Source organism: Vibrio pomeroyi, from assembly GCA_041879425.1.
Taxonomy (GTDB): Bacteria; Pseudomonadota; Gammaproteobacteria; order Enterobacterales; family Vibrionaceae; genus Vibrio; species Vibrio pomeroyi_A.
This window is the reverse complement of record CP090854.1, coordinates 1,926,556-1,942,767: the sequence shown is the minus strand read 5'-3', so window position 1 is coordinate 1,942,767 and position 16,212 is coordinate 1,926,556. Positions and strand designations below refer to the sequence as shown.

Annotated in this window: 16 protein-coding genes; 5 read left to right on the top strand and 11 right to left on the bottom strand. The window is 43.4% G+C overall.

Annotated features, from left to right (window positions below):
• Positions 1–23: 23 nt before the first annotated feature.
• Together L0992_08780 and L0992_08775 are read right to left on the bottom strand one after the other, a co-directional pair.
• Positions 24–1,217: a class I SAM-dependent methyltransferase gene (locus tag L0992_08780; protein XGB65822.1), complete on the bottom strand. Its 1,194-nt coding sequence runs from the start codon at positions 1,215–1,217 to the stop codon at positions 24–26.
• 109 nt (positions 1,218–1,326) lie between these two features.
• The gene (locus L0992_08775) at positions 1,327–2,730 is read right to left on the bottom strand and encodes a methyl-accepting chemotaxis protein (GenBank protein XGB65821.1); all 1,404 of its coding nucleotides are present in this window, start codon (positions 2,728–2,730) and stop codon (positions 1,327–1,329) included.
• Positions 2,731–2,818: 88 nt separating this feature from the next.
• Between L0992_08775 and yccX the strand changes: the two genes are divergently transcribed.
• Positions 2,819–3,106 carry an acylphosphatase gene (gene yccX / locus L0992_08770; GenBank protein XGB65820.1) on the top strand — a complete coding sequence of 96 codons (288 nt, stop codon included), beginning with the start codon at positions 2,819–2,821 and terminating at the stop codon, positions 3,104–3,106.
• A 51-nt stretch (positions 3,107–3,157) separates the two neighbouring features.
• Here the strand turns inward: yccX and L0992_08765 are convergent, their stop codons facing one another.
• From L0992_08765 to L0992_08740, 6 genes are all read right to left on the bottom strand, one after another.
• Positions 3,158–3,487: a TusE/DsrC/DsvC family sulfur relay protein gene (locus tag L0992_08765; protein ID XGB65819.1), complete on the bottom strand. Its 330-nt coding sequence runs from the start codon at positions 3,485–3,487 to the stop codon at positions 3,158–3,160.
• Between the two features lie 179 nt (positions 3,488–3,666).
• Complete coding sequence (locus L0992_08760; protein XGB65818.1) at positions 3,667–4,332, bottom strand: Bax inhibitor-1/YccA family protein; 666 nt, start codon at positions 4,330–4,332, stop codon at positions 3,667–3,669.
• A gap of 294 nt (positions 4,333–4,626) precedes the next feature.
• The gene (locus tag L0992_08755; protein ID XGB65817.1) at positions 4,627–5,391 is read right to left on the bottom strand and encodes an amino acid ABC transporter ATP-binding protein; all 765 of its coding nucleotides are present in this window, start codon (positions 5,389–5,391) and stop codon (positions 4,627–4,629) included.
• Between the two features lie 22 nt (positions 5,392–5,413).
• On the bottom strand, positions 5,414–6,511 hold the full coding sequence (locus L0992_08750) for an amino acid ABC transporter permease (GenBank protein ID XGB65816.1): 1,098 nt from the start codon (positions 6,509–6,511) through the stop codon (positions 5,414–5,416).
• 1 nt (position 6,512) lies between these two features.
• Positions 6,513–7,718, bottom strand: coding sequence for an amino acid ABC transporter permease (locus L0992_08745; protein ID XGB65815.1), 1,206 nt, complete (start codon positions 7,716–7,718; stop codon positions 6,513–6,515).
• 146 nt (positions 7,719–7,864) lie between these two features.
• Positions 7,865–8,893 (bottom strand): amino acid ABC transporter substrate-binding protein, encoded by a 1,029-nt coding sequence (locus L0992_08740; GenBank protein ID XGB65814.1) that lies wholly within the window; start codon positions 8,891–8,893, stop codon positions 7,865–7,867.
• A 481-nt stretch (positions 8,894–9,374) separates the two neighbouring features.
• Between L0992_08740 and L0992_08735 the strand changes: the two genes are divergently transcribed.
• Positions 9,375–10,316: a siroheme synthase gene (locus L0992_08735; protein ID XGB65813.1), complete on the top strand. Its 942-nt coding sequence runs from the start codon at positions 9,375–9,377 to the stop codon at positions 10,314–10,316.
• Between the two features lie 168 nt (positions 10,317–10,484).
• On the opposite strand, the gene L0992_08730 is transcribed toward L0992_08735, so the two are convergent.
• Together L0992_08730 and L0992_08725 are read right to left on the bottom strand one after the other, a co-directional pair.
• Positions 10,485–10,967 (bottom strand): YajQ family cyclic di-GMP-binding protein, encoded by a 483-nt coding sequence (locus tag L0992_08730; GenBank protein XGB65812.1) that lies wholly within the window; start codon positions 10,965–10,967, stop codon positions 10,485–10,487.
• Positions 10,968–10,979: 12 nt separating this feature from the next.
• Positions 10,980–12,038 (bottom strand): 3-deoxy-7-phosphoheptulonate synthase, encoded by a 1,059-nt coding sequence (locus L0992_08725; protein ID XGB65811.1) that lies wholly within the window; start codon positions 12,036–12,038, stop codon positions 10,980–10,982.
• Positions 12,039–12,245: 207 nt separating this feature from the next.
• On the opposite strand from L0992_08725, the gene L0992_08720 reads away from it, so the two are divergent.
• Entirely contained in the window at positions 12,246–13,133 is an 888-nt protein-coding gene (locus tag L0992_08720) for a phosphoenolpyruvate synthase (GenBank protein ID XGB65810.1), read from the top strand.
• Positions 13,134–13,292: 159 nt separating this feature from the next.
• On the top strand, positions 13,293–13,778 hold the full coding sequence (locus tag L0992_08715; protein ID XGB65809.1) for a DUF4442 domain-containing protein: 486 nt from the start codon (positions 13,293–13,295) through the stop codon (positions 13,776–13,778).
• Between the two features lie 111 nt (positions 13,779–13,889).
• On the opposite strand, the gene L0992_08710 is transcribed toward L0992_08715, so the two are convergent.
• Positions 13,890–15,245 carry a hypothetical protein gene (locus tag L0992_08710; GenBank protein XGB65808.1) on the bottom strand — a complete coding sequence of 452 codons (1,356 nt, stop codon included), beginning with the start codon at positions 15,243–15,245 and terminating at the stop codon, positions 13,890–13,892.
• A 28-nt stretch (positions 15,246–15,273) separates the two neighbouring features.
• Between L0992_08710 and L0992_08705 the strand changes: the two genes are divergently transcribed.
• Complete coding sequence (locus tag L0992_08705) at positions 15,274–16,182, top strand: S1-like domain-containing RNA-binding protein (GenBank protein ID XGB65807.1); 909 nt, start codon at positions 15,274–15,276, stop codon at positions 16,180–16,182.
• Positions 16,183–16,212: the final 30 nt, after the last annotated feature.

The window sequence follows — 16,212 nt, the reverse complement described above, 5'->3', positions numbered from 1 at the left end:
TCTAGTTATCAAAGCTAAATCGCTTAAATAACCTTACAAGCAAAGCCTTTTAGGTAGAAACCTTCTGGGTAGGCTGTGTCTGTTAGGTGATCGGCTGCTTGTTCGAAGCGCTCGATGAACTTAACCGTTCGGCCTGCGTCTAGTGCTGCATCGGCGATGATCTTTTGGAATAAATCTGTACCCATTAAGCCAGAGCAAGAGTAGGTGAGTAGGGTGCCGCCTGGTTTCAGGATTTGCATTGCAAGCATGTTAACGTCTTTGTAGCCGTTAGCGCCTGAAGTTAGGTTGTTCTTGCTTGAAACAAACTTCGGTGGATCCATGATCACTACGTCAAACTTAGTGCCTTGGTCGCGGTATTCTCGAAGCAGCTTGAATACGTCGGCATTAAGGAACACTGCGCGCTTTTTAGAGATATCAAACTCGTTAAGCTCAGCGTTCAACTTCGCCGTATCAAGAGCAAGTTGAGATACATCAGCGTTAATCACACGCTTAGCATCGCCTTTCAGGGCGTATAGGCCAAAACCACCTGTGTATGAGAAACAGTTAAGAACATCTTTGTTTTTAACGTATTTCATCGACTCTTTGCGGCTATCACGTTGGTCCATGTAGAAGCCCGTTTTGTGGCCTTCCATAATGTTCACGCTGATTTTTACGCCATTCTCTTCAATCACAATTGACTTAGGTGGCTCTTCACCATGAAGTACACCGACAACTTGTTCTAGGCCTTCTTTTTTACGAACCGCTACGTCTGAGCGCTCGTAAATGTTGCAGTCGGGGAAGCACTCGATTAGCGCTTCAACCAATACGCTTTTGTTAAACTCAGCGCCTGCACTTAGCAGCTGGCAAACTAGAAAGTCTTGGTACTTATCGATAGTGATGCCAGGCAAGCCATCAGACTCTGCAGCTGTTAAACGGTAACCCGTTAGGCCGTCACGTTCGATGATGTCTTCACGTAAAGACTGTGCATCTTGAATTCGTTTTACAAAGAACGCCTTGTTGATTTCTTCTTTTTCAAATGTCCAAACACGAGCTCGAATTTGAGAAGCTGGAGAGTAAGCTGCTTTTGCAAGCCACTGACCATTTTGAGCATATACGTCTACAGTTTCACCTTGTTGTGGCTCGCCTTCGACCTTATCGATACCGCGTGAAAATACCCAAGGGTGTTTGCGGCGTAGTGATTTATCTCGGCCTTTAGCTAGATGAATTGAAGGAGTCATAATTTACTCTGTTTGTTGAATTTGAAGGAGGGGTATTGTCGGGGAAGTACAGGTGAAAAGCAAATAAGAAAGGGCTGCAGAAGCAGCCCTAGTAACGATATTTCAATGATTAAGCCTTGAGGCCGGTTAATAAGCCTTCCATTGTGTCGCTTTGCTTACGAAGCTGGTCAACGTTGGCATTACTCTTACTGATCATTTCACAGATGCTGTCTGATTGATGACGAATCTCTTCGACACTCTGTGCAATGTTATCAGCAACAACACCTTGCTCTTCAGCTGCGGTAGCTATCTGAGTACTACTGTCCGAAATGGATTGATTCTTTTCAGCCAGAGAGCCGATTTCAACGTTCACTTCAGACATTAATGTTTGTCCTTCATTTGCGTTGTTAACCGTTACTTCCATCAGTTTTGTTAGCGATTGGCTGTTACGTTGTAATGATTCAATCATGCTTTGGATTTCAACAGTCGCTTGCTGTGTTCTTCCTGCAAGAGCACGAACCTCATCTGCAACCACAGCAAAACCACGTCCTTGTTCACCAGCACGAGCTGCTTCAATAGCGGCGTTGAGAGCAAGCAAGTTAGTCTGTTCTGAGATACCATTGATGGTTGTTACAACTTCATCGATCTGTGCAGCGTTCGCATCAAGCTCTTCTACTGCTTGCGAAGCCGATTGGATCTCTTGAGATAGGCTCGAGATAGATTTTAGAGTATTCGAAACCTTCACTTGGCCACTTTGAGCAACACCACGAGCATCCATCGTTTGAGAGCTAGAATCGTGTGCAAGGGTGGCCACTTCACGAATGGTTGCTGCCATCTGTTCGGTCGCACTTGCTAGGCTATTCAGGTGCTCTTGTTGATTACCTGAAATGTCTGAGCTTTGCTGTGTTGATTGGTTCAAGTCCGAACTGATTTGCTGCATAAGTGCCACAGATTCTTGTATAGAAAGAACCATGTTTTGTTCGCGTTCTGCTACCTTATCGATAGTGATGGCAATTTCACTGAATTCATCACGAACTAAGAAGTAGTTCATTCGACAAGTTAAGTCACCATTCGCCAGTGTGTTCAGTGCTTTGTTCATTGAGAACATGGCACCGCCAATGAAAGTCATGATGTAGTAAACACCGAGAGCAATCAGCGTTAGCGTTACCGCGATGATAGATACTTGAGTTGTAGATAATGCAGACCAAAGGTTTTGATCGTGGTTTGCTACTAAACTAAATGCGCCATTCATGACTGAAACAGAACCTGCACCATAGCCTAAAGAGATGCTGTCAGAACTACTAACGAGTTGAGCTACTTGTTCTTTCGTGAGTTGGCCCGCTTCAATAAGCCCTTTCATCAAGAGCATTTCTTCTTGATAAAGGTGAGCCAGTAATGAATCCGCTGCACTATCTAAAACGAGCGTTAATATAACCAGAGCGAGAAGAGGTAATAAGAAGAGTAGATAGAACTTTTCTTGGATTTTTAGGTGAATGAGATATTTATCAATCCAACGAAATGGGATTTCTTTCATAATCGTTATACTCGAAGTAAGTCCACCAATAAGCGGTGAATGAATAGAAGCTTAACTATATCATTCATATAATTTATGAGGCAACGTTATGGAAAATTCCCAATTTATTTTTGTCGTGTCAGGCGTAGTTCAGTGTGTTGGTTTTCGTTATCACACCAGCAGACAAGCGCAAGCTTTGAGTATTTCAGGTTACGCTAAGAACCTAAATGATGGTCGAGTAGAAGTATTAGCGGTCGGAGAGGTTGGGCAAATCGAGAAGCTATACGAATGGCTAAAAATCGGCCCTAAGAGTGCGGTAGTTGATGGCGTAGTCAAACATCGAGTCGGAGAGAAAGAACGACAAAACGTGCGTGTTGGGGAGTTTAAAATACTGTAGTTCAGTCACTACAGTATTTATATTCAGGAATGATCTAAAGCAGGTTAGTCTTTACAAGCATTTCGCTGGTTTAGGTAGGCCTGCAAGTTTAGTCGCTTGCTTCGCTGGGCCTTTCTTGAATAACTTGAATAGATACTTGCTGTTGCCTTTTTCTGGGCCGTGAGCCTTTTCCATCGCTTTAACTAGCATGCGAACTGCTGGAGAGGTGTTGAACTCTTCGTAAAAGCTCCTTACAAAATGTACGACTTCTAAGTGCGCATCCGTAAGTTCAATAGCTTCATCTTGAGCAAGAATTTCAATCATACCTTCTTCCCATTGCGTGTAGTCCAATAGGTAGCCTTGAGCATCGGTTTCAATTTGCTTGCCGTTATATTCAAACATGTTTAATCCAGAATCCAGTTAACTATCCAGATAGGGTAATGACCAAGTTTACTTTTCTCAATAGATTTATAGCGATCTCAAGAAATATTGCAGCTATCAAAAGAATTCTGGTGCTGATAGATACAAAAAAGCCCAAGAGCTAGGCTCTTGGGCAAGATATTCTTCAGTTATGGGAGTGATTAGTCGTCGCTACCCATGATGCCTAGAATGCTTAGTAGGCTGATGAAGATGTTGTAGATTGATACGTACAAGCTGATCGTTGCTGAGATGTAGTTAGTTTCACCGCCACGAATGATGTTTTGCGTTGTAAGCAAGATAACACCAGTCGAGAACAGGATGAACATACCGCTCATTGCCAATGATAGTAGAGGCATTTGTAGGAAGATGTTTGCAACCATACCTACAAGTAGTACAACGAAACCAGCTAGTAGCATGCCGTTAAGGAATGACAGGTCACGCTTAGTAGTAAGAGCGTAAGCTGAAGCACCCATAAACGCTAATGCGGTACCGCCAAGTGCAGTTAGGATGACATCACCCATGCCTGCGCCAACGTACATATTAAGGATTGGACCGATGGTGTAGCCTAAGAAACCTGTAAATAGGAATGTGAAGACTAGACCCATGCTGTTGTCGCGGTTCTTCTCAGTTAAGAAAAGTAGGCCGTAGAAGCCAACTAGCATGATGATAAGACCAGGGCGAGGAAGGTTCATCGCCATAGATACGCCTGCTACAACAGCAGACCAAAGTAGTGTCATAGACAGTAGAGCGTAGGTGTTACGCAACACTTTATTGGTTTGCAGAGCACTTTCTTGAGATGCTGTGCGTGAAAACATAGGGCTGTTCATAATCTTCCTCGTAAGGTGACTTCAATAGTTATTGGTACATTTATGGGGGTGAAAGTTCGAAAAATCAAGTCTTTCATTCCTCTTGTATACGTAAAATAATAATCAAAATAGTCGGTTAAGTGTTTCTGAAGGTGTAACAAAGTATTTCTTAAGGCTGTAATTAAGTATAGCTAAGATACGATGTTCAACCTTTGGTCGATCTATTCAGTTAACTAAAACTTTAAAAACTATCTATAACATTGAAAAATAAAGAGGCGACCTAAGCCGCCTCTGTAGTTTATGCATCATAACACATTAATGGTGTAAGATTTGGCTTAAGAAGTTCTGCGTTCTGTCTGACTGTGGATTTTCAAAGAAGTCGACAGGGTTGTTCTCTTCGATGATTTCGCCAGCGTCCATGAAGATAACGCGATCCGCGACCTCTTTAGCAAAGCCCATTTCGTGCGTTACACACAACATGGTCATACCTTCTTCTGCAAGCTCTACCATTACATCTAACACCTCACGAACCATTTCTGGATCGAGCGCTGATGTTGGTTCATCAAACAGCATCACTTGTGGGTTCATACATAGAGAACGGGCAATGGCTACACGTTGTTGCTGACCACCTGAAAGCTGGCCTGGGAATTTATCCGCTTGCTCAGGGATTTTCACACGCTCTAGGTATTTCATCGCAATCGCTTCAGCTTCTTCCTTCGGCATCTTTTTGACCCAAATAGGGGCCAGAGTACAGTTTTCTAATACTGTAAGATGTGGGAACAGGTTGAAGTGCTGGAAACACATACCTACATCTCTCCGCACGGCTTCGATGTTTTTTAAATCTTCTGTCAGTTCATTACCCGAAACGAAGATATGACCTTTTTGGTGCTCTTCCAGTCGGTTGATACAACGGATCATCGTAGATTTACCTGAGCCAGAAGGGCCACAGATAACGATTTTCTCGCCTTTCTTAACTTCTAGGTTGATGTTCTTAAGCACGTGGAACTCACCGTACCACTTGTTCATGTCTTTAAGTTCAATCATCAACTCGTGCGATTCTGGGTTTAGTTGTTGCGTCATAATACGTCCTTGATCTTATTAACTATCGTTTGTGACCGGTGTGAAGTCTGTTTTCTAGCCATATCGAGTACCTCGACATGCCAAAACAGAACACCCAGAACACTAACGCGACAAATACATAACTCTCTGTTGCGAAGCCTAACCACTCAGGGTCAGTATTCGCTGCTTGGCCAATACCTAACACATCAAACATACCGATGATAAGTACAAGACTGGTGTCTTTAAATAGGCCAATGAATGTGTTCACGATTGATGGAATAGTGATTTTCAACGCTTGAGGAAGAATAATCAGTCCCATCTTTTTCCAATAGGTTAGACCCAGTGCATCTGCTGCTTCGTATTGGCCTTTAGGAATCGCTTGTAGACCACCACGAATAACCTCTGCCATATAAGCTGCACTAAACAACACCACACCAACAAGAGCACGGATGAGCTTATCGGTTTCAGAACCTGCGGCTAAGAATAGAGGCAACATTACCGATGCCATGAACAGCACAGTAATAAGAGGAACACCACGCCAGATTTCGATATACACAGTACAGATACTACGAATGATCGGCATCTCTGAACGACGTCCAAGGGCAAGTGCAACACCGATAGGAAGCGAAACCACAATACCAACTAACGCGATGATCAGTGTAACCAGCAGGCCGCCCCATTTATGGGTATCAACAACTTCTAGTCCAAATACACCACCGTATAACAAACCAGCGATTAGAAATGGGTAGATGTTTACGAAGAACAACCAAATCCACGTACGCTTAGGTGTTTTTTCATAAGCCAATAAAGCGACGAAAATCGCTAACGTTGCGTAGAAAAGGCGAGGGCGCCACAGTTCAGCTTCAGGGTAGAAACCGTACATGAACTGATCCCAACGAACACTAATGAATACCCAGCACGCGCCGTCACTCGTACATGCATCACGAGTTGTACCAACCCAGTCAGCATTTAAGAATGCCCAGTCAAAGGTTGCCCAAAGTAATGAGAATGCGATGTAACCCAAAACCAGTGTCACTACGCTGTTAATAGGGCCGTTAAAGAGATTTTTCCTTAGCCAACCAACCATACCAACTGTGTTAGCGGGAGGCGGAAGATCAGGTTGAAATTGATGTGTGCTCATATTATCTCTCCACCAATGCGACTTTACGGTTATAGATATTCATTAACGCGGAGGTCAATAAGCTCAGAGTTAGGTATACGCCCATGGTCATTGCAATGATTTCAATCGCTTGACCTGTTTGGTTAAGCGTTGTACCTGCGAATACAGAAACTAGGTCAGGATAACCAATCGCCATTGCTAGCGAAGAGTTCTTGGTTAAGTTTAAGTATTGACTCGTAAGCGGTGGAATTATGATACGTAAAGCTTGCGGGATGATAACCAGCTTAAGTGTGCGAGAACGTGGTAGCCCCAAAGACATTGCAGCCTCTGTTTGACCATGGTTCACCGCATTAATACCCGAACGAACGATCTCTGCAATGAAAGATGCCGTATAGATACTGAGAGCTAACACAAGGGCTGCCAGCTCAGGGATGATGCTGATACCACCTTTAAAGTTAAAGCCTTTCAGGGCAGGGTATTCAGCCGAAATAGGCATTCCCATCACAAAATAAACAACCAGAGGTAAACCAACGATTAGGCTAGCTGCGATGCGAAACATCGGTGTTTGTTGCCCTGTCAGTTTCTGTTTGTTGTTAGCCCAAATATTGATGATCACAGTAGCGATAATACCGATGATCAATGCAGCAATAACGAAGCTGCTTCCTTGCTCTAAAACAGGCGCCGGGAAATATAAGCCACGAACATTCAAGAAGATGGCTTCACCCAAGCTCAGACTTTGACGAGCTGATGGTAGAGCTTGAAGAACGGCGAAATACCAAAAGAAAATTTGAAGTAATAGAGGGATATTTCGGAAGATTTCAATGTAAACCGCTGCACATCGGCTAACTAACCAGTTAGAAGATAAACGAGCGATACCCATACTGAAGCCGAGAACGGTAGCTAAAATAATACCTAGCACTGAAACTAGGGCGGTGTTTAATAAGCCGACAACGAACGTTCGACCATAAGAGAAGGTTTCGTCATATTCGACGAGCGTTAATCCGATACCAAAACCGGCTTCTTGACTTAAAAAGTCAAAACCAGTGGCAATGCCTCGAGCATCAAGGTTGGTAAGGGCATTATTTACGATGGTGTAGAAGAAAGCGCCGAGTGCTCCGATGGCAATGATCTGAAAAACAACAGATCGGAAAGTCGGGTTGTATAATAGGTTGGCACTTTTTGCTTCAGGCTTTTCCTGGGAAGGAGTAAGAGTGTTGTTAGGTTTCATACTGCAATAACCTCAAATCCATTTAACAGTTAGGGCGGAAAAACCGCCCTAAATCGTGTTACTCAAATATTCATTTTCTGTTTGTTGCTACCACACAATATGTGCGTGATAGCAACGGTTACGAACAAGTAATCACGTAGGTGCTATTAACGGATTGGTGGAGCGTACATAAAGCCGCCCGCATTCCATAATGCATTTACGCCACGAGAGATTTGAAGTGGAGAACCTGTACCAACAGTACGCTCAAAACTCTCACCGTAGTTACCAACTTGCTTAATTACTTGGTAACCCCAGTCGTCACGAATGCCAAGGCCTTTACCTTTAGGACCGTCTACACCAAGAATACGCTTGATGTTTGGATCTTTTGACTTAAGCATTTCGTCTGCATTTTTAGAAGAGATGCCGTATTCTTCCGCGTTAATCATTGCAGAAAGTGTCCACTTAGCAACGTTAAACCATTTGTCATCATCTTGACGAACAACAGGGCCTAGAGGCTCTTTAGAGATGATTTCAGGAAGTACTTGCGCAGATTTCGGATCAGCTAGGTTTAGGCGAAGTGCGTAAAGACCAGATTGGTCTGTTGTTAGCACGTCACAACGACCTGCGTCGAAACCTTTAGAAGTTTGTGCTGCTGTATCAAATACCACTGGCTTGTAAGACATGCCGTTGTTACGGAAGTAATCGGCTAGGTTAAGCTCAGTCGTTGTACCTGATTGAACACATACAGAAGCGCCATCAAGTTCAAGAGCACTTGTAAGACCTAGATCTTTCTTAACCATGAAGCCTTGACCATCGTAGTAGTTAACGCCTACGAAGTTCAGACCTAAAGCGGTGTCACGATGTAATGTCCATGTTGTGTTACGAGATAGTACGTCGATTTCGCCAGATTGAAGCGCAGTAAAACGCTCTTTTGCTGTTAGAGGTACATACTTAACTTTGGTCTTGTCACCGAGTACAGCCGCTGCAAGAGCTTGACAATACTCAACATCAATTCCTTCCCATTCACCTTTTGAGTTAGGGTTAGAGAACCCTGGAAGACCTGTACTTACACCACAAGTTAAGAAACCTTGAGATGTGACTTTGTCCAGAGTGCTTTCTGCCGCTGATGCCGATGTTGCCATCATCGCAGTTGATGCAGCTACTACTGAAGCAAGAAGTGTTAGTTTATTTGTCATTTGTATCCTTCCTTGTTAACCAGGTGACACCTGATACTCGTGCTCGTTTGAGTTTTTCTATATGTGTTGCGTTTTCTATGACCTTGTTGCCCAAATCAAACGAGTTGCATTTTGCAAATGAAACTGTGTGCGATTTAAACAACTGTTTATAAGGTTAGGAAAGGATCCGTAGTTTCACAAATGTATAATTTAAAAAGAATTTTGAATGAAATCACAAATCCGAACACATTTAGAATGACCAAATGTTAACTGAATGTAAATAGTGCAAGGGTTCACACTGTTGGTGCAACAAGATTTAGATTTTTATATTGATAATCGACTAGATAAATATTCTGAATGAATCTCACACTGGTGAAACATTCGCCTTAAAAAAGATTGAAATTTGGTCAATAAATATTTTTATTACACTTGGATAGTTATGAATATGCTCCAAATTTGGTAGCATGGCTGAATAGTTATTGAAGTCGTCTCAAGGAAGAACATGCGTTATTTCCCAATGTTTTTGGATGTAGAGAATAAGCCAATTCTGGTGGTTGGTGGGGGTGAGGTTGCTTGCCGTAAAGTCGACAGCTTGTTACGAGCTGGAGCGAATGTGACTTTGGTTTCTCCCAAGGTAGCGCCTTACCTAAAGCTGCTTGTTGATGAGAGCAAACTTCACTGGGTTCAGAACTTTTATTCGTCGCAGATCATATCGAAAGATTACTTGCAGGTTTGGGCTACAACAGACAACCCAAGTCTGAATCACCAAGTGTATAATGATGCGAAAAAACTGGGTATTTTAGTCAATGTAGTTGATGATTTGCCTTACTGCGACTTCATCACGCCTTCGATGATAAATCGCGGAAGAATTCAAATTGCGATCTCTAGCGGCGGTGCTTCACCTGTTTTAGTGCGAAATATTAGAGAAAAACTCGAAACAGTGCTGCCACAAAATATAGGTTTGATTGCAGACTTCGGTGCATCAAAACGCAATTCAATCAAAGAGTCATTCCCAACCGTCGATGAGCGTCGCAAGTTTTGGGAACGCTTCTTGTCATCTAACTTTATTGAACAGATAACAGACAGAGAGCAGTTAGAGTCTTGCTATCAACAAGCGCTGACGCAAGGCATTGATAGTGAAGGGCAGGTGACTTGGATTGAGTTCGAGCAAGATATAGAGCTGTTACCAATGAAAGCTTTACGTCTAATGCAGGAAGCGGAACTGGTTCTTGCTCCGAGTGATTGCCCGTTTGAGTTTATAGACTTGTGTCGCCGAGATGCGGAAAGGGAAAGCTATGCGAATAGTGGAGAACTGTCTACCAAGCTCGACAAAGCAAGAGCAGAGAGCTTGCGTGTCTGTGTGTTTATTCCACCAGCGAGTGTTGAGTTCAATTTACTGGTAGGGAAAGACCTGAAGCTGTCTTCTGCCAAGGTGTTGAGTTAAAAGATAGGCCAGCTAGCTGCATTCATACTGGCGTCTAACACGCTAATAACAACGCCTAGATAAATAAAAAGCCACTTCCGATAAAGAAGTGGCTTTTTGCTATTTTAAATGCCGCATTAAACTGATTAGTGAGCAGCGAACAAGAGCCGCTGCACATAGCTAGATCAATTAGTCGCGGAAGTTATCAAACTGGAAAGGTTGACCAAGTTCACCGTTGCGAACAAGTGCCATAACCGCTTGTAGGTCATCACGCTTCTTGCCCGTTACACGAACTTTTTCGCCTTGGATAGCCGCTTGAACCTTAACTTTGTTGTCTTTGATTAGCTTAACGATTTTCTTAGCAACATCGGTTTCGATGCCTTGCTTGAAGATAACCGTTTGGTGCCAAGTGCGACCTGTTTGGTCTGCAGCCTTCGCTTCCATCGCGTTAGGATCAACATTACGCTTAGTTAGGTTGCTACGAAGGATATCGCGCATTTGCTTCAGTTGGAAATCGTCTTGAGCAGTCAGCTTTACCGACTCATCTTTGTAGTCGAAGCTTGCATCAACGCCGCGGAAATCGAAACGAGTCGATAGTTCACGGTTAGCATTGTCTACAGCGTTGCGTAGCTCTACTGATTCTACTTCAGAGATAATGTCAAATGATGGCATTGTGTTATGTCCTTAAGCTAAGTTTCTATCTTTAATTGCAGATGCAAGCATGTCTAGCATAGTTGCAGTATCTTCCCAGCTTAGGCATGGGTCAGTAATAGACTTGCCGTATTCTAGGTTATTGATGTCAGTCATCGGCTGGTTGCCTTCTTTAATGAAGCTTTCTGCCATGATGCCTGCAATTTGATTCTTGTTAGATTTGATCTGGTCACAAATGTCTTGTGCAACTTCTAACTGCTTACGGTGCTGTTTCTGACAGTTAGCGTGGCTAAAGTCTACAACCAAACGTTGAGGCAGGTCGAATTCAGCCAGTTGCTTACATGCGATATCTACCGACTCAGCGTCGAAGTTAGGACCCTTATCACCACCACGTAGAATAACGTGACCGTATGGGTTACCAGAAGTACGGTAAACCGTCATGCGGCCGTTCTTGTCTGGAGAGTAGAAGTAGTGTGAAGCATGCGCAGCACGAATAGCATCGATAGCGATCTTGATGTTGCCGTTAGTCGCGTTTTTGAAGCCAACTGGGCAAGAAAGAGCAGAAGCCATTTCACGGTGAATCTGAGATTCTGTTGTACGAGCGCCAATTGCGCCCCAAGTGATAAGGTCTGCAATGTACTGACCTGTGATCATATCAAGGAATTCAGTCGCTGTTGCTAGGCCAAGCTTATTGATGTCGAGCAGAAGCTTACGTGCTTTGTTCAAGCCCGTTTCAAGTGCGTATGAACCATCAAGGTTTGGATCGGTAATCAGACCTTTCCAACCTACAACCGTACGAGGTTTCTCGAAGTAGGTTCTCATTACCACGAACAATTCGTCTTTGTATTGCTCTTGAATCTGGCTTAAGCGCTCAGCGTAATCAAGTGCCGCTTCTGTGTCATGAACAGAACAAGGGCCAACGATAACTAATAGGCGGTTATCACGACCCGTTAGGATATCTTCGATTTGGCGGCGAGAATTTGCAATACGCTCAGCAACGTCGTCAGTAATAGGGTGTGCATTGCCTAATTCGGCAGGAGTTGGCATAGGACCCAGAGCTTGGGTTCTCAACTCATCAGTTTTTAATGGCATGTGATAGCTTTTTTATTCTATTGCGAAGTGGTTAAGATAACGGAATTGAACAGAGGAATAAACTCTCTTGAGTCAAAGTTATCTCAGTTATTGCTAATATTCTTATTTTTATCAGCAGGCCAGCGTCAAATAAGGGATTTTCACTTGTATTAACAGGCAGCTATCGGTATTTTCGTTTGAACACAACATAAAAATGCTGGAGCAGCAATGACTCAAGAAAATCAAAGCACTTTGCACCCAGAACTTGTCTTAGGTGATGTGCTGCCTTCTTATAACGATAATAATAATTCTACCCACTTGTACGTATCTCTGTCTGAATTGGTTATGGACCGCGTTTTCTACCATCCATCGATTGAAGACCATTTAGATACACTTTCTGATATTGAGAAAACCTCTTTAGATGCCATCCTTGGTGGCAAGAGTGTCGAAGAACATTTTGTTTCAACACTGGTTATTGCGATTCAAGCTGCAGTCCTACCGAGTCATACCTCAGTGCGCATCGCGTTGAGCAGTGCCGATAGCTACAGCTTCCGTTCGCTGTTAGGCGGCAATTGCGAAGTTGAGGAAGTGAACCCGGCACTGGGCGTTCGTGGTGTCGCTCGCTATGCGACACCAGAATACAGCAAGGCTTTCGCTTTAGAGTGTCAGGTGATTAAGACATTACGTGAGCAGGGCATCAACGTTGAAGTCGTTGTGCCTTACGTTCGTGCGTTAAGCGACGCTGCGAAGATCATCGACTTGCTAGCAGAGCAAGGTTTACCACGCGGTCTTAATGGTCTGAAAGTGCTGTTCTCGTGTGATGTTCCTTCTGCAGTGCTATTGAGCGAACGTCTACTGCATTACTTTGATGGTGTCGTTGTGAATGTCGACAGCCTAGCGTCTTTCACTCTTGGCGTAGACAAACAAAATGACGCGCAGCAACATGCTTTCGATCCGCAAAACGAAGCGGTAATTACTTTACTTGATATGATTGTTAAAGCGACCCTGCATGCGAAGAAGCCAGTATTGTTAGTAACGCAAGGTTTAGTCGATTACCCACGTCTACAAGGTTACATTGCTGACCTTGAAGGCGTTGAAACGGTCGTGACTGCTTAAATCGATTAGCTTGCCTGATAAGCTGACTTAAAGCGCTTATGCTTTGAGAATGAAAGAGATATCATTGTACGATGATATCTCTTTTTTGTAACATTTTTTTGACATTCTTATCGCTAGTCGATTAACTGGTCTGATGACTAACTTGGCTAGGTAATTCGAATGTTGACCCCTCTACAAAAAGCAAATTTCTACTTAAGCATGTTTGGCTTTTTCAAAGTCCCACTTATCTGGTTGTGTCGACCAAAACTGCTCGCGTTGGACAACCAACATGTTGAAGTGAAAATCCCGCTCAAGAGACGTACCAAGAATCACCTTAACAGTATGTACTTTGGCGTTTTGGCTGTCGGTGCGGATGTAGCCGGTGGCTTTCTCGCGATGAGTAAGTCGCAACAGCAAGGTGAAAAGATCTCGTTGGCTTTTAAAGAGGTAACGGGTAACTTTTTGAAGCGCCCTGAAGGTGATGTGCATTTCACTTGTAACGACGGTGAGCTGATCAACACTATGTTGGCAGAAACTATGTCGACCGGAGAACGAGTCAATCAACCCGTAACCATTATCGCGACATGCCCATCTTTACATGGTGATGAGCCGATGGCCGAGTTCACGCTAACGCTTTCAATTAAGAAAGTCCCATCCAGAAAATAGCCATCAAATAAATAGGTGCTAGGTAAGAGGTTATGGGGGAATGTTCGAAGAGTTGAAACAACGGTATGTGAATGGTTTCCACATACCGTTATAGAGAACTTTATAACGGCTCTATGACTCTTGAGTGATTTGCTCAATATCAACGATTTTGGAACGGTTCATAACAATCTTCCAACGGTAGTAGGTTGGTTCGTTATCATGGTTGTTCTCTTTGATGATCAGGTTGAGAAGATGACGTTTTTCTACTGATTCGCGGCTCACTTGTCCTTCATTCAAACGGTAGATCTTGTTCGAACCCTTATCCATCAATCGTGTCAGCGCTCTCAAGCTGATCGATAATGTTTCACGAGTCTCTTCATAACCACTCATAAAGGTCGATGTCGACATCTCAGTATGCGAGCGGTAATGCAAGATTTGCTCTTCACGTTGCACCACACGCTTCTTACGAATTGATTGAATACGATCTGCAAGCTTAGAAAAGTTTGCGTAATCCAACCATTCCAGTTTATGGCCTACTGACTTGTTGGTCGTTGGGTCATAGTAACGACGCTTCCATTTTGGCTTGCCTTTACGCAGCCAGCGCCAAAGGATGTCTCTCAAGTCATCTTTAAAGATCTCACGTAACGCGTAGATGAAAGACATCGCCACGATGAAAGAAGCGGTAATCTCACCGAGAAAATCACGAGCCAAGATCACGGTAGTGGTCACGACAACCATCACCAAACCGGTCGCAATGCCTTTCACGGCTCGCTTAACGTTCTTACCCATCGATGTCGTCTTTTCTTTAAGCACGATAGGGTGTTCAATCAAACGACGCAGTAAGCGCATCTTGTTACTCAAGCGGGTAACGTCTTCTCGAACTCTTGCTGAGTTGTAGCGGTTCAGTTTACGGTGCGCAGTCTCTTTATCACAAAGTGTTAAGAGTCGTTCTTTAATCGTTGAATACTCACTGCCACGTGGCATGTGCGAAACCAGCGATAAGAACTTTTGCTCTGTGTACCAAGATAGGTAGTTATCGATATTAGCGTAGTAGCGCTTGAGGTTTTCTTCGTAGGGGATGCTTCGGCGTAGCTTTTTCAAGATATCTAAAGCCAGTTCAATGACTTCATCTACTTCATCAGCCGTTACGTCGTCACTATCGTTCTTATTCAAGCTACTTACGGCTTTGTCCAATGCGATAACATATTGATAAGCGAACAAACTCAAACTTACACGGTACTGTGTAATGGACAGTCGGCCACGTTTTGCTAAACGGCTGTGCACCAAAGGCAGCAGTGTTTTATCACTGTAATAAGCACGTTTTTGAGTGATCGAGCTGTAGAAAAATGCGCTTTCAGAAAGCACTTCAGGAGTCAGTCCAAGTTCACCGGGAATGAATAGATAAACGTCCATGTCGAGCTTTTTTGTTTTAGCCATGGCATGGTTAATTTTAAGTGTTATCGCATCTTGTTTATCAACGGTGATCAACGATGGCTCCTAGAATGTAAAAATATGAATGAAACTAGCGAAAGCATATCAGAGATCACGTATAATCTCCGCCAAATTTAAAGTAGAGACAATCTTGATGATTAATATTGGTCAAATAAACAACTTAGAAGTAGTAAAACAAGCAGACTTCGGTGTATTCCTTGACGCTAGTGACTATGGAACCGTGTTGCTGCCTAAACGATTTACTCCTGAAGGTGTTGAAATTGGTCAAAAGTTAGATGTTTTCTTATACATTGATTCTGACAACCAGATCGCTGCAACGACTGAAAAACCGATAGCTCAAGTAGGGCAGTTTGGTTTGATGACCGTTGAAGGTGTAAACAGCACTGGCGCATTCATGAGTTGGGGCGTGAAAGGTAAAGACCTACTGGTTCCTTTCAGCGAGCAACGTGGCCGTTTAAACGAAGGTCAGTCAATCTTAGTATATGTATATATTGATAAAGCATCTAGCCGCATTGTAGGTACAACAAAGTTCAACAAGTGGTTAGACAACACGCCTGCGACTTATAAGCAAAACGAGCAAGTGGATCTTATCATCGCTGAACGTAGCCAATTGGGTTACAAAGCGATCGTAAATGGCGAGCACTGGGGCATGATTTTCCCATCTGACATCATCGGCAAGCTGTTCATCGGTAAAACTCTGAAAGGCTACATTAAAAATGTTCGTGAAGAAGACGGTAAGATTGATCTGTCTCTTCAGAAGATTGGTGTAGCTAAGATGGATGATCTAAGTACTAAGATTTTAGACTTGCTTGAAAAGAAAGGTGGCTTCTTGCCATTGAATGACAAGTCTTCACCGGATGCGATTTTCTCTGCATTCAGAACCAGTAAAGGTACGTTCAAAAAGACCATTGGTGGTTTGTACAAGTCTGGCAAAATCTCGATCGACAAAGAAGGCATTCGCTTAACTAAATAAGCGGGTCTGCCGGTCAAAAAGAAGCCCAAA